This is a genomic window from Micromonospora sp. NPDC049114 (genome assembly GCF_040648635.1).
Classification (GTDB): domain Bacteria; phylum Actinomycetota; class Actinomycetes; order Mycobacteriales; family Micromonosporaceae; genus Micromonospora.
On sequence record NZ_JBEZEA010000009.1, the window covers coordinates 161,956 to 173,953 of the forward strand.

Genomic DNA, 11,998 nt, shown 5'->3' on the forward strand with positions numbered 1-11,998 from the left:
GGGGAGGTCTAACCGGCCAGACGGCCGCGCGTGGAGACGAAGTGGTACGACATGACGGCGAACGCGGGGTCGCGCGTCAGTCGACGGAAGGCGGTGAGCTGTTGGGGCGACAGACCCGCCGCCAGCAGGTCCGGCTCCAACTGGCGGGAGTTCGTCTCGTAGAGCGACGTGCCGCTCGACCCGCCCGCCCAGCTCTGCGAGTGGGTGATGGTGTCCACGTCGACGAGGCCCGCGAGGACCATCTCGGTGTGCACGTCCTGCGCCCACCCCAGGTCGGCGCCGTGGTCCTGCAACACACCCATCATGGTGTCCATCACCTGCGCGAACAGCTTCGCGGCGTCGTCGCTCGGCGCGTTCAGCACCCGCACCGGCGTCGTGCAGTCGAACTCCTCGACGAGCAGCCAGCCGTCGGGCGCCAGCGCGCCCGCGAGGGTGCGCAGGACCCGTCGGCGCTCGGGCAGGTGCAGCAGCACGAGACGGGCGTGGACCAGGTCGAACGTGTCCCCGGGCGGGAGGTCCGCGCGCACGTCGTGCCGGCGTACGCGCAGGTTGCCCTCCGCCACGAGGTGCGTGGGGTCGATGTCGGTGGCCAGCACGTGCCCGTCCGTGCCGACCGCGCGGGCGATCCGCCGGGCCATCGAGCCGCCACCGGCCCCGACCTCCCAGCAGGTCGAGCCGAGGCGTAGCACCGGGCGGGCCAGGCGGCGCATCGTGATCGGGTCCAGGAAGGACTCCAGCGCCCGCATCTGCGGGACCGCGTCCGGTGCGCCGTTGTCGAAGGTGTACGCGCCATCACTGGTGGGGGTCGCCATCGTCTTCTGCCTCTCCGAGAGGGATCGGGTGACTAGCGGGGTGTCGGCCGGTGAGTCGACGGACCGGTTGACCTACGGGGTGTCGGCCCAGAGCCGAGGGTTCGATCGGGTCACCGGGGGCGGCGCGGTGGGGGCGATGCCGACGATCGCCTCCAGCGGACCCGGGTCGCTGCGCGCCTCGGCGGTCGGCCGGTCGTAGACGACCCGGCCGTACTCCAGCACCGCGACCCGGTCGGCGACCTCGATCGCGTGGCGGAGCTGCTGTTCGACGAGCAGCACGGTCAGACCTCCGGCGGCCAGGTGGCCGATGAGGTCGCGGACCCGGGCGGCCAGGTCGGGGGAGAGCCCCTCGCAGGGCTCGTCGAGCAGCAGCACCCGTGGCTGACCGAGCAGCGCGCGGGCGATGGCCAGCATCTGCTGCTCACCGCCGGAGAGCTCGCAGCCGCGGTGGCGTAGCCGTGCCGCCAGCCGGGGCAGCAGTTCGAGGATCCGGGGCACCGTCCAGCCCTCGCCGCCCGGCGTCGCGGCCCGCCACGGCGACGCCGCCAGGACGAGGTGCTCGGCCACCGTCAACCGGGAGAAGACCCGCCGGCCCTGCGGCACGAGGCCGACGCCGGACTGGGCGACCCGGTGGGGCTGCCGCCCGGCCACGTGGACGCCGCCGATCTCGATGCGTCCGCTGGAGGCGCGCACCAACCCGGCGATGGTGTGCACGAGGGTGCTCTTGCCCGCACCGTTGCGGCCCACCACTGCCTGGATGCTGCCCGGGTGCACCCGGAGGTCCACCTCGTGCAGCACGATCCCCCCGGCGTAGCCGGCGCAGAGCCGCTCCACGTACAGCATCAGGACACCCCGTCGGCGTAGGCCTGCCGCACCAGCGGCGAGGTACGGATCTCGTCAGGTGTGCCGGCGGCCAGTGTCCGGCCGTCGCGCAGCACGGTGACGGTGTCGCACAGGGCGTACACCAGGTCCAGATGGTGCTCGACCAGCAGGACGGCGACCTCCCGGGGCAGCGCCGCCAGCAGCTCGGCCAGCCGGTCGACCTCGGTGGCCGACAGCCCGGCCGCCGGCTCGTCGAGCAGCAGCAGGCGCGGACGGCCGGCGAGGGCCATGGCGATCTCCACCTGCCGGCGCTGGCCGTGCGCGAGGTGACCGGCGGGCACCGTCGCGAGATCGGACAGGCCCAGCTGTTCGAGCAGGTCGGCGGCGAGCCGGCGGGCCGTGCCCCGGGTCCCTCCGGGCCACCACCTCCGGCGTCGGATGGTCCGAGGCAGGGCGGCGACCTCGATGTTCTCGATCGTGGTGAGGGTCGCGAAGACCGCGGGGCGCTGATGGGTCCGGTTGATGCCGCGGCGGGCCCGCGCCGCCGGACCGAGCCGGCTGACGTCGCGGCCGGCGAAGCGCACCGTGCCGCGCTGCGGCCGTGTCGTCGCGCCGAGCACGTTGAGCAGGGTCGTCTTGCCGGCACCGTTCGGCCCGATCACTGCGTGTCGCTGGCCGTCGTGCACGCACAGGTCGACGTCGGTGAGCGCGGCCAGCGAGCCGTACCGCACACTGATCTTCCCGGCGCTAAGAAGGCAGTTCATACCCGCAGCTCCGGCGTCGGGCCGCGGTCGCGGGTGGGTGTCGCAGCCGGCTGGCGCGGCGCGGGGATCGGTGGCCGGGATCGGCCGCGCGGTCGGCGGACCCGGGTGACGCCGGTGGGCAGCAGGTAGACCGTCGCCACGAACAGGGCGCCCAGCACCAGCGGCGCGTGACCGGGCAGCACCCCGAACAACCAGTCGCGTACGGCGATGACGAGCGCCGCCCCGACCAGCGCGCCGCCGATCGACGCGGTGCCGCCGATGACGACCCCGAGCAGGAGCAGCGCGGAGGTGTCGAAGCCGAAGTCGGCGGGGGAGATGTACTGCTGGGCGACGACGAGCAGGGAGCCGGCGGCGCCGGCGATCGCCCCGGCGGCGACGTGCGCGCCGGACAGGTACAGCCCCACCCGGTGCCCGCTGGCCCGCAGCCGCATCTCGTCGTCCCGGCCGGCGCGCAGCAGCGGCCCGACCCGGGTCCGCAGCAGCAGGAGCACCGCGCCGACGAGTGTCGCCACGACGGCAAGCGTGTAGAGATAGCGGGCCTGGTCGGTCGCCAGGACCGGCAGCCCCCACAGGGGACGGACGGGGGTGATGCCGGCCAGGCCGTCCGTGCCACCGGTCACCGACCGCCAGCGCCCGAGGACGGTCACGGCGAGTTCGCCGATCGCCAGGGTGATCATCAGGACGATGACTCCCCGGGCCGGGACGATCAGCGGCAGGGTCACGGCGGCGAGCGTCGCCCCGGCCAGCGCCGCCACGGCGACCTGCACGACGCCGACGTCGGAGACCTGGCTGCCGAGCACGGCGCTGGCGTACGCGCCGGCGGCGTACGGCGCGGTCTGGCCCAGGGTGGGCATGCCGGCGACACCGGTGAGCAGCGCCACGCTCACCCCGACCAGGCCCAGCGCGAGCGTCCGGGCGAGGATCGCCGCGGTGTAGTCGTCCACCACCCACGGCGCCACGACCAGGCCGGCCAGGACGACCGTCGCGACGGCGAGGCGTACCCGGCGGATCACCTCGTCCCTCACGCCGCCGCCCACCGTGGGGCCAGGCCCCGTGCCCGCACGGCGAGCACGGCAGCCATGGCGGCGAACAGCAGGAACGGGGCGGCCGACGGCAGCAGCGCCACGCCCAGGGTCTGGATCTCCCCGATCGCCAGCGCCGCGAGCAGGGTGCCTCCCATGGATCCGAGGCCGCCGAGGACGACGACCACGAGCGAGAGCAGCAGCACCGTGTCGGCGGTGTCCGTCCCGGGCCCGATGATCGGGGCGCCCAGAACCCCGGCCGCGCCGGCCAGCGCGCCACCGGCGGCGAGCACACCGACCCGGATCCGCGTGGGGCTCACGCCCAGGCAGGCGACCATCTCCGGGTCGTCCACGGCGGCGCGGACCAGCATCCCGGCCCGGGTCCGCCGCACCGTCAGGTAGAGCCCGGCCGCGAGCGCCGCGGCCACCACGATGAACACCAGCCGGTACGCGGCGTAGCGGTGCCCGGCGACCGCCACCGACCCGTCGAGGGCGGCGGGCACCAGCACCTGCGGATCGTCGGGCCCGAAGCCGGCGACGAGCAGGCTGCCGCCGGCCAGCGCCACCCCGAAGGTCAGCAGCGCCTGGGTGAGATGGTTGCCGGTGGCGACAGGTGTGAGCAGGCCGGCGAGCAGCACACCCGCCGCGGCGGCGGCCAGGATGCCGACACCCAGCGCCAGGGCCAGACTCCCCCAGCCGCCGTCGAGCAGCGCCGCGGCGGTGTAGCCGCCGATCGCGTACAGCATGCCGTGCGCCAGGTTGAGGATGTTGGCGACGCCGAAGCAGAAGACCAGGCCCGCCGCCGCCACGAAGACGAGCAGCCCGTAGGCGACACCGTCCAGCGCCGGGATGACGTACGGGTCGATCCGGTTCGGGCCGGCCGCCACCGCGATCACCGGCCGATGGTCGCGAGGTCACCCACGACGGTGTTGGACAGCGCCCGACCGTCCTGGCGGACCTGACGCAGGTACCACTTCTGCACCGGCGAGTGCGTGACGGTGGAGAACTGCCACGCGCCCCGCGGGCTGGCGATCTGCCCGAGCTTGCCGATCTGCGCGTTGATGGCCTCCGGTGTCGGATCGTCGCCGGCGGCCCCGATGGCCCGGTCGAGCACCGCCGCCGCGTCGTACGACGCCAGGGCGTACGTCGTCGGCGACCCGTCGTGCTTGGCCTTCCACGCCGCGACGAAGCCCCGGTTCTCGGCGTTGTCGAGGTCGGGGGAGTAGTTGAGCACCGAGAAGATGTCCCGGGCCGCCTCGCCCTGCGCGTTGAGCACGCCGCCCTCGGTGAGGAACCCGGCCGCGTACAGCGGAACGTCCCTGATCTCGGACTGCGCGTACTGCTTGACGAAGTCGACGGCGGCGCTGCCGGCGTAGAAGGTGTAGACCGCCTGCGCACCGGACGCCTTGATCCGGGCGAAGTACGGCGTGAAGTTGGTGGTGGCCGGGAACGGGGTGAAGGTGGTCTTGCCGTCGGGGTTGGCGAGGGTTCCGCCGGCCTTGGCGAACGCCTCGGTGAAGCCGCGCAGCTCGTCCCAGCCACCCTGGTAGTCGGGGCCGATGGCGTACACCGAGCCCTTGACGTTGTCCCGGACGTGCTGGGCGATCGCGGCGCCCGGCTCGTCGGAGAGGTACGAGGTGTGCCAGACCCGGGAGACGTCCTTGATCTCGGGTCGGCCGTTGGAGCCGACGAGCGGGACCTTGGTCTCCTGCAGCAGCGGGTAGACGCCGGCCACCGAACCGCCGCCGACGATGCCGGTGAGCGCGGCCACGCGGTCCTGCTTGAGCAGCTTGGTCGCCGCGGGCACTGCGGTCGCGGCGCCGTTGCCCTCGTCGGCGACGACGAGGTCCACCTGCCGGCCGCCGAGCTTGCCGTCGTGCGTGTCCAGGTACAGCTCGAAGCCGTCGCGGATCTCCTTGCCGACGGACTGGTACGTGCCGGACAGCGAGGCGAGCAGGCCGATCTTGATGGATCCGCCGCCGGTCGTGCCGGGCTCGTCGTCGGCGCAGGCGGTGCTGGCGGTCAGCACGAGCGCGAGCAGCACCGCGGTGCGGGCACGGCTGCGCAAAGGGGTGGTGAGGGACATGTCGTCTCCAGGGGAAGGGGAGGGGTCTGTCGGTGGGGTCAGCGGCTGCGGGCGAGCGCCGCGCGGGCCGCTGGGGTCAGCGCGTCGCCGATCCGGTTGGCCAGCTCCGTCATCTCGTAGGAGACCTTGCCCACGTCGCACTCGGGCGCGGCGAGCACCAGCAGTGACGCCCCGTCGTTGAAGGCCATCGAGAACATGAATCCACCTTCGAGCTGGGTGACGTTGGAGATCACCGCCCCCGCGTCGAAGAAGGCCGCCGCGCCGCGCAGCAGGCTGACCAGGCCGCTGCCCGTCGCCGCGAGCTGGTCGGCCCGGTCCGGCGGCAGATCACGGGTGGCGGCCACCATCAGGCCGTCACTGGAGATGGCGATCGCATGGCTGACCTCGGTCGCGCGCTCGGCGAAGCTGTCCAGCAGCCAGCCGAGGTCCTGGTGGTCGGTCACGTGCTCTCCCTGTCGGTCATGAGTTGCCGCTGTTGATCGGGGTGCGCCGGCGGGCCGCCACTCCGCGCGCGTACGCGGCCATCGCGCTGGCGACCTGGGCCGGGTCCCGGTATTCGGAGCGTTGTTGTTGGTGCTGCTGCGCCACGGTGACGCCACCGGGCACCAGGTGTCGTTGCGGCTGCCGTTTCGGCAGGCCGGAGGTGGTGGTCGCGGCCACGTCGGGGGTGTGCGCCTGCGCGGCGGTACGCCAGGCGTCGTCGGCGGGGCTGGACCACTGCCGGCCGTCGGAGGAGTCGACGACGTCGGCGTGGAACCAGTGGTTGACCTGGTCGAAGATGAGCAGCTCCTCGGTCGGCGCGTCGCCGGGGTCCACGCTGGGGGTCGGGCGGAACACGGGCGCCGCCGGCAGGGTCCGCGCCGCGGGGGCGTGCCCGGCGGTCGGCTCCGGCCGCGGGCGGTACGGCGGGGGCGCGGACGTGCGGGCGGCCCGCCGCGACAACCGGCCGGGAGCGAGCAGGTACTCCTCCGGCGGCAACGACCGGATCATCGCCGCGGGCAGCGTCGCCTCGGCGAGGGTGCCGCGGCGGGGGCCGCGACGTAGTTGGACGCTGGCTCCCAGCCGGGCGGCGAGTTGACCCACGACGACCAGCCCCATGGCCCGCACGGCGGCGACGTCGATGGCGGGCGGCCGGGCCAGCAGCTCGTTGAGCTGCTGCAACCGTTGTGGGGGCAGACCGACGCCCTCGTCGCTGATCTGGATGATGACCCGGTCGCCGAGGCTGCGGCCGCTCACCCAGGTCTCGCTGCCCGGCGGCGAGTACGCGGTCGCGTTGTCCATGAGTTCGGCGAGCAGGTGCACGACCTCGTCGACGGACTTGGCGGCCACGGCGACGTCACCGTCGACCATGCCGAGCCGGATGCGCGCGTAGTGCTCGATCTGCGACAGGGCCGCCTGGAGCACCTGTTGCAGCGGGACGTCGTGCTGGCGTACCCGGCCGACGCCGACGCCGCCGAGCACGAGCAGGCTGGCGTTGATGCGGCCCATCCGGGTCGCCAGGTTGTCCAGGGTGTAGAGCTGGTCCAGGCGGTCGGGGTCGGTCTCGTCCCGTTCGACCCGGTCGACCTGTGCCAGGACGGCGTCGACCAGTCGCTGTTCGCGCCGGCTCAGGTGGATGAAGATGTCGGCGGTGTTGGCGCGCATGACGGCCTGTTCGGCGGCGGTCCGCACGGCGGCCTGGTGCACGGCACTGAACGCCTGGCCCAGCTCGCCGATCTCGTCGTCGCTGGAGGGTTCGAGGGCCGCGGTGGACTGTTGCCGGGCCAGCTCGTCGGGGTCCACGCTCGCGCTGTCGGGGCGTTGCAACCGGGCCACCACGGCGGGGAGTTGTTCGAACGCGACGGCGTTGGCCGCGTCGCGCAGCCGGCGCAGCCGGCGGGTGATCTGCCGGGCGACGGCCCAGGTCACGAGCGCGGTCAGCAGCAGCGCCAGCAGTACGCCCACCGCCTCGGCCACGGCCCGGCGACGCTGGTCGGCGTGGGCGGCCCGGACGTCGTCGAGCACGGCGGCGTCGACGCGCCCCCGCAGGTCGGCGAGGCGGGCGGCGCGTTGCTGTGTCGTGGTCACCCAGTCGGCGGTCTGCAGGCGCAGTGGCGTTCCCGGCTGGGCGCGGGACACCTCGTCCTGCATCCGTTGCAGGGCCAGCGCCTCCTTGCCGGTGCCGGCCTGCTCCCACCAGATGCTCCACTCGGTCGGGGCGAGGGCCAGGAACGACAGGCTGGACTCGGTGTAGCTGGTGCGGGCGGCGGTGATGTCCTGCTGGGTGGCGGGGGTCAGCTCGCCGGCCGCGACGGCGCGGAGCACGGCGACCTGCTGTTGGCCGATCGCCTCGGCGGTCTTCGAGAGGGCGGCCGAGGCTCGGATCCCGTCGGCGAGCCGGGCGTTGACGACGCCGTGCGAGACGTTCTCCCGGAAGGTGATCAGGTCGGCGATCGCGATGCGGTAGCTGAAGGTCATCGCGGACACCGAGGCGTGCTCGGCCGTGCGGACCTGGGTGCGCAGCGGAGACAGGCCTTCCAACGCCGCGTCGATGCGGCGCAGGAGGGTCGCGTCGGCGTCGGTGGGCACCTTGTCGCGCTGTCGGCGGTACCGCTCGACGGCGGCGTCGGTGGCGCCCAGCTCAACGCCGAAGGTGTCCTGCTGCTCCGCGTCGGGGTGGGTGAGCAGGTCGGCGGCGGCGGCCCGTTCGCGTTGCAGCCGGTACGCCAGGTCGCCGGCCTCGGCGCCGAGGCGTGCCACGACCTCGAGGTCGCTGGCGCGGGTCGTCTGGCGTGCGCTCTCGGTGAGCGCGAGGCCGGCGAACCCGATCACGGCCACCAGTGGCGCCGCCACGATGAGGCGCATCCGACCGGCGATCTTCCAGGCGCGTCGACTCCTCGGGTAGGGTCGGGCCGCGTGGGACCTCGTGCTCGACGCCAAGATTGACTCCCACGACTCGTCGATGACGGTCAATACGCACCTTGCCGAATGCAAGTCCCATTCCGCCGGAACCCGCGCTCGGAGGCCAGACCTGGCGGTGGTACAAACTGGCCGTACCAGCATCTGTACCCAGAGTCAGCGGCCGGTGGCGCGCGGCGGTCGGTCGCGGGTGGCCGCGCTCAGCGCTTGTCGTCGAGGTGCTCGGGCGCGCGGTGCGGCCCGGAGTCGTCCGCGTCCGGTTGGCTGCTGAGCACCTGGCCGATCAGCTCCCGCAGCTCGTCGATGGCGTCCACCACGGCGCCCGGGTCGCGCGCGTCGCGCCGACTCCGCTGGCGCGGTACGGGCGGATCGAGGCGCGTCTGCTCGGGGGTCCGTGGACCCCGCCGGCCGTCGGCCGCCAACTGCTCGGCCGCGACCTGCGGCCACAGCGAGGCCAGCACGCCGCCGGTGTCGAGCACGTCGTCGCAGCGCACCGCGAACTCGTGGCTGCCGAAGCGGCGGCCCGACTCCACCGCGGCGACCGTCTCCCGGCTGAACCGCACCAGGTCCGCCAGGGCCCGTTGGGTCAGTCCCCGTCGGACCCGGCAGCTGCGCAGCTCCCAGCGGAACTGTTGGCTGGCCGCGGAGTGAGCGGCGCTCGGCGGGGGCGTGTGCTCCATGCGCTCACCTTCGTGGCACCCACGAATCAACAGCAGGTGTCAGATCGAGATTGGCCGATGGGCTGAACATTCATAGGGGGCAATTCTTAACCCTGGACACGATGGGTGTGAAGACGTGCGGCGAGATGAATCGCCGCGCAAAGCGCGCGAGCCCACACGCCCGACCCGCCGAGACGTGTCCCGCCGGTCGGACCCGGCCGCGTCGGTCGGGCCCGCAGGTCAGCGCCGCCGGCCTCCTCGTCGTCAGGCGGCGGGTGCCCCGGTGGCGGCGGCCGGAGCTGCCGTCGGGCCGTCGGTAGGCGCGAGAATATCGATTGTCGCGACGAGTGCGTGGTGCGCGCGAAATGACACATTGGGTTTGAATGAGCGGCGGTGTTCGGGTGCCAGTCGGAGGCCGGGAATGGCGGCGGCGAGTCGGGTGAGAGCCACACCGGCCTCCAGTCGCGCCAATGCGGCGCCGATGCAGAAATGCGGGCCGTGGCCGAACGACAGGTGGTCGGCGGCGTCGAGGCGGCGTGGGTCGAACCGGTCCGGGTGGGCGAAGACCGCGGGGTCCCGGTTCGCCGCTCCGATCATCAGCAGACAACGCGCGCCCGCCGGAATCGTGACCCCACCCAGAGTGACCTCGCGGCGCGTCACCCGCAACCAACCGTCGATGGCGGGTGCGAAGCGGAGGGTCTCGGTCACGAAGTCGGGCACGGATCGCGGCTCGGCGACGAGCGCCTGCCATCGCTGCCGGTCGGACAGGGCCTCGTCGAGTGCGTGGGCGAGCAGACCGGCGGTCGTCTCGTGCCCGGCGACCAGAAGGTTGAAGGCGAGGCTCGCCACCTCGGTCACCGTCAGCACCGTGTCGTCGTCGTCGCGGTAGGCCAGCGCCCGGCTGATGAAGTCGGCGCCCTCGGGTCCACTGTCGAGTCGCCGTCGTACCAGATCCTGGCAGTAGTGCCAGAACTCCAGCAGTCCCCGGGCCAGACGTACCTGCTCGTCCGGGTCCGGCTGCCCCCAGATCAGGGCGAGCTGACCGTCCGCCCACCGCCGGATCTGGTCGACGTCGGCGTCGGGCACCCCGAGGATGTCCAGGATGACCAGCAGCGGAAGCTCGGTGGTGAACTCACCGACGAGATCCGCCCGCCGGCCGGCCCGGGCCACGAGTCGGGCCACCAGGTCGTCGACGCGGCGACGGACGATCGCGCCGTACTCGGCCTCGGCCCGGTCCGCGGTGTTGGCGAAGGTGGCCCGCAGGGCGCGGCGGGTGCGGGGGTGCGTCGGCGGGTCGGCGGCGGCCGTCGTGGGTGGCGCGTCGATCCGCATGATGACGCTCATCGCCTCCGGGCAGACCTCGTAGATCGGGGCGAGGGTGAGGGCGTTGCCGAACGTCGCGGCGTCGGCGAGGGCTTGTCGGACGTCCGCGTGCCGGCTGATCAGCCACAGGCCCAGATCCTCGGCGTAGGGCACCCGGTCGGGGTCGTCGAGAATGCGTCGCCAGGCGCTTGCGGGATCGGTGAGATAGACCCCGGAAAACGGATTCAACTGCATCGAACGCCTCCTGACGCGCCGCACTAAAACCAACGACGCTCGCATTCCGCACATCGCCGATGGCGGGCCGACAATGGTGCGCATCTGCCGCGCGTCCTTCACGGTGCGCCGGCTCGATGCACAAGTCAAGATTGGCAGCTATCTATTTGATGGAGTGCTAACTGTTCCTCGCAGAACCGTTCCGGAGCTGGCCGGATGCACCTTGCACCCCGGTGTTTGCCCGCTCCATCCTCGGGCGCGAGCCCGATCGCGACTCAGCCGCCCACACTGGTCGGTGGGATTGCCGGAATGTGCAAATCCTCATTTCCGGCAACGATTCCCCACGGACGAAGGTGACGCCGCGGCGAAAGGCGAACCCGCGGGGCGTTCAGCCGTCGGCTCGCTGAGCCGCCGGCTTGGTCAGGTGTGCCAGCCAACCGCCCAGGCGCCCCAGCGCGCCGGTCGATTCGAGCAGGGAGATTCCACCACCCACCATTGCCACCCCCGCCGTGGCGGCGATCATCCCGACCGGATACTCCCGGGCGTGGAACGCCAGCAGGCCCAGCACGGTGACCGCCGTCCCGCTGAGCGCCAGCAACGCGCCGGCGAGGGCGTCGCGCCGCTCGGCGAACACGAAGACGAGCGTCACGCCCAGCCAGCACAGGCCGGCCACCGCGACCAGGCCGGCGGTCGCCAGGGATCCGTCCCGAGCCAGACGCACGCTGGCGGGAACGCTCAGCACGCCCAGCGCGCCGGCCCGGGACCACGTCACACGGGCCTCCCGCAGCAGCGTGAGGCCGGGGCTGCCCGCGCCGAAGAGGTGCCGGCGGTCGTACAGGACGAGCAGGCCCAACGCCACGGCGAAGCTCCCCAGGATCACCCCGACGAACCGGGCGCCGGCCCGTTCGACGCCGAAGGCGTCGGCGACCACGAACAGACCCGCGGTGCAGATGCTGATCCCCGCCAGCGAGGTCAGGGCGGTCGCCCGGTCCTGGGCGACCAGCGCGGCGCAGGCGATCGCCACGACCGCCACCAGGGTGAGCGGCCCGGCCCACGACGACGGCGTCGACACGGCCAGCGCGACACCGACGACCGCGACGTAGAGCAGGATCCGGGGCAGCGCCGCGGCCAGCGGGGCCCGCTCGTCGAGTCGATTGTGGCCGTACACCACGGCCACCACCAGGATCACGGCGCCGACGGCGACCGGCGGGAGCACGGTGGCCAGCTGGTTCAGGGCCACTGCCGAGCCCGCCGGGCCGAGCCACCCGACCAACCGCAGCCGCCACCGCGCGGTCCCGGCCCGCGGCGGCAGGGGCTGCGGTTCGCGTACGGACGACATGCCGCCAGCCTCGCACCCGGTCGCCAGTCGCGGCGAGAGCTCGCCGCCGGCCGAGGTGCG

The 11,998-nt window shown here is 73.2% G+C and carries 11 protein-coding genes; all 11 read right to left on the reverse strand.

Features of this window, described 5'->3' with window-relative positions:
* Window positions 1–8: 8 nt before the first annotated feature.
* The 11 genes from AB0B39_RS24190 to AB0B39_RS24240 all read right to left on the reverse strand — a co-directional run bounded on the left by AB0B39_RS24190 (window position 9) and on the right by AB0B39_RS24240 (window position 11,938).
* Window positions 9–812 carry a methyltransferase gene (locus tag AB0B39_RS24190; protein ID WP_234581906.1) on the reverse strand — a complete coding sequence of 268 codons (804 nt, stop codon included), beginning with the start codon at window positions 810–812 and terminating at the stop codon, window positions 9–11.
* A gap of 72 nt (window positions 813–884) precedes the next feature.
* Entirely contained in the window at window positions 885–1,655 is a 771-nt protein-coding gene (locus AB0B39_RS24195) for an ABC transporter ATP-binding protein (RefSeq protein ID WP_357490304.1), read from the reverse strand.
* Entirely contained in the window at window positions 1,655–2,398 is a 744-nt protein-coding gene (locus tag AB0B39_RS24200; RefSeq protein WP_357490305.1) for an ABC transporter ATP-binding protein, read from the reverse strand. Before AB0B39_RS24200 ends, AB0B39_RS24195 begins: the two co-directional genes overlap by 1 nt.
* The gene (locus AB0B39_RS24205) at window positions 2,395–3,423 is read right to left on the reverse strand and encodes a branched-chain amino acid ABC transporter permease (protein WP_357490307.1); all 1,029 of its coding nucleotides are present in this window, start codon (window positions 3,421–3,423) and stop codon (window positions 2,395–2,397) included. The genes AB0B39_RS24200 and AB0B39_RS24205 overlap by 4 nt, the downstream gene beginning before the upstream one ends.
* On the reverse strand, window positions 3,420–4,316 hold the full coding sequence (locus AB0B39_RS24210; protein WP_357490309.1) for a branched-chain amino acid ABC transporter permease: 897 nt from the start codon (window positions 4,314–4,316) through the stop codon (window positions 3,420–3,422). Before AB0B39_RS24210 ends, AB0B39_RS24205 begins: the two co-directional genes overlap by 4 nt.
* Entirely contained in the window at window positions 4,313–5,506 is a 1,194-nt protein-coding gene (locus AB0B39_RS24215) for an ABC transporter substrate-binding protein (RefSeq protein WP_357490310.1), read from the reverse strand. The genes AB0B39_RS24210 and AB0B39_RS24215 overlap by 4 nt, the downstream gene beginning before the upstream one ends.
* A gap of 38 nt (window positions 5,507–5,544) precedes the next feature.
* Window positions 5,545–5,949: a roadblock/LC7 domain-containing protein gene (locus AB0B39_RS24220; protein ID WP_007460021.1), complete on the reverse strand. Its 405-nt coding sequence runs from the start codon at window positions 5,947–5,949 to the stop codon at window positions 5,545–5,547.
* Window positions 5,950–5,965: 16 nt separating this feature from the next.
* Window positions 5,966–8,350, reverse strand: a complete 2,385-nt coding sequence (locus AB0B39_RS24225) for a nitrate- and nitrite sensing domain-containing protein (protein WP_357575463.1) — start codon at window positions 8,348–8,350, stop codon at window positions 5,966–5,968.
* A 254-nt stretch (window positions 8,351–8,604) separates the two neighbouring features.
* Window positions 8,605–9,084, reverse strand: coding sequence for a helix-turn-helix transcriptional regulator (locus AB0B39_RS24230; protein WP_357575464.1), 480 nt, complete (start codon window positions 9,082–9,084; stop codon window positions 8,605–8,607).
* A 243-nt stretch (window positions 9,085–9,327) separates the two neighbouring features.
* Entirely contained in the window at window positions 9,328–10,620 is a 1,293-nt protein-coding gene (locus AB0B39_RS24235; RefSeq protein WP_357575465.1) for a cytochrome P450, read from the reverse strand.
* A 367-nt stretch (window positions 10,621–10,987) separates the two neighbouring features.
* Entirely contained in the window at window positions 10,988–11,938 is a 951-nt protein-coding gene (locus tag AB0B39_RS24240) for a hypothetical protein (RefSeq protein WP_357575466.1), read from the reverse strand.
* Between the last annotated feature and the right edge of the window lie 60 nt (window positions 11,939–11,998).